The organism is Candidatus Aquicultor secundus (assembly GCF_002791875.1).
Classification (GTDB): domain Bacteria; phylum Actinomycetota; class Aquicultoria; order Aquicultorales; family Aquicultoraceae; genus Aquicultor_A; species Aquicultor_A secundus.
The window spans coordinates 1-1657 of record NZ_PFNG01000242.1; the positions used below are offsets into that span (position 1 = coordinate 1).

At 43.3% G+C, this 1657-nt stretch carries 1 protein-coding gene; it reads right to left on the bottom strand.

The genetic code is table 11. The annotated features are described in order from the left end of the window. Positions 1-96 precede the first annotated feature (96 nt). Positions 97-1623 carry a Fic family protein gene (locus COY37_RS10280; RefSeq protein WP_286977485.1) on the bottom strand — a complete coding sequence of 509 codons (1527 nt, stop codon included), beginning with the start codon at positions 1621-1623 and terminating at the stop codon, positions 97-99. Positions 1624-1657: the final 34 nt, after the last annotated feature.

Sequence of the window (1657 nt, forward strand, 5' to 3'; positions counted from 1 at the left end):
CTTTCTCAACCGGACAAACAAGGTCTGTATCAAGTCGTCTAAATTTGTACGCCATTTAGCACCCCTTTTGTCCTCACCATAATTACACACAATAGTCTAGCCTGACGCTTTCTCAATCATTCCGATTATAAACTCCCCAAACATCAGGATGTCCTGTTCTAAATTTGCTGTTTTTAAAGCGTTGAAATACGGGGTTCTCTGATCAGCTCGAATCGTGATCCACGAGTACCCACTACTTAAAAGGAAATAGTTCATGAGAAGCCTTGCCGTTCGGCCATTACCGTCAATATAAGGATGAATGGTAACGAATAGGTAATGAGCCAGGATCGCTTTGATAACCGGATTTTCGATCTCGTTTATTAGAGTGACAAAGCTTCTCATTAAATCGGCTAACTTTTCATGGGATGGCGGTACATACGAGCTTCCTCGAATAAAAACCATCATGTTCCGATAACTAACGAGAGTTATGTAATCGATAAGCTTAGCATCCGCAGACGGCTTAAAGAGATGGTAATATGTATCTTGAACCAAGCCTTCACTCGCAACCGGATGGCCGAAATCGGCTTGGATCCTTCCCATGACAAAATCAAAAGCCTCTGAGTATCCAAGAATCGCCATGCGATTTTTAATCTCTTCAAAATACTTGTCACCTTCGCTCTTTCTCTCCTCAGGAATATCGCCGGAAAGAAGTGCTTCTACCTCCTCAGGTGTAATTCTATAACCTTCTAGCGTGGTTGAATGGTAGGTATCATATTTCTTGTGCTCTTTGGCCTGAGCGATAAGTTTATCAAGCGGCTTCTTTTCTAAGCTTTTGATCCTGGGAGAAAACTGTTCAGATAAAGCCTTTTCAAAATCTCTTATCTCAAGCTCCTGGCGAACGACCCAGGGTGGAGAAATGACTTCCGCCTTAAGGGGAGTGGATGTCTCGATCTTCTCTCTCTTGGCAACACGATAATGGGTATGAGTCTCAACGATTTTCTCAAGGTCGGCTACAAGACCAAGACGGTTCGCCTCCTTCGCCATGCGGATGAGTCTTGCAAAAATATAGGGCTTAGGGGAAGAGGCATACACTGCCTCAATTAGTCTTTTATTGAACTGATTACCGGCAATGAAACTTTTGACTTCGGCACTCGGTTCAAGCTTACCGGCATCGACAAGCACCCGCTCGGCAACATCAACAGGGACTGAGAGACCGGCAATCTCCACATTCTTTATCAAACGCTCATCAAATCTCGGATCATAGGCCAACGATATATCATAGCCTAATGGCAGTGTTATTTTTCTTGTGGTCTTTGTGTTGATTCTAACTAGAAGATGCTTTTGCACGCTGTGGTCTCCATCCAAAACCAAAAGAGCGGACTTGCCTCGAAGCGACCAATGGCTATATCGGGCAAGAATCTTCTTGACAACCTGCCAATAAAGAAGCAGGAAGATATCTTCGATGTCGTCCTCAGGGCGCTTCAATATCCAAACGCCTTTGATAATTGGATAAAGGAATTTCTCTTTGACTAGAATTTCTCTCTGTCGTTGCCCGGGAACCTCTGAAGATGAGACTACATGATCACCCGATTTTGTCTTCTCGGCCCACCACTCCAAGGCATCGCTTTTAATTGTCTTTTTCATTATTTAATCTCAAATTAAAGTCATTATTTTATAG

Bases quoted from the DNA above. Each gene is read 5' to 3' on its own strand.
- COY37_RS10280 (WP_286977485.1), bottom strand. From the start codon at position 1,623: ATGAAAAAGACAATTAAAAGCGATGCCTTGGAGTGGTGGGCCGAGAAG.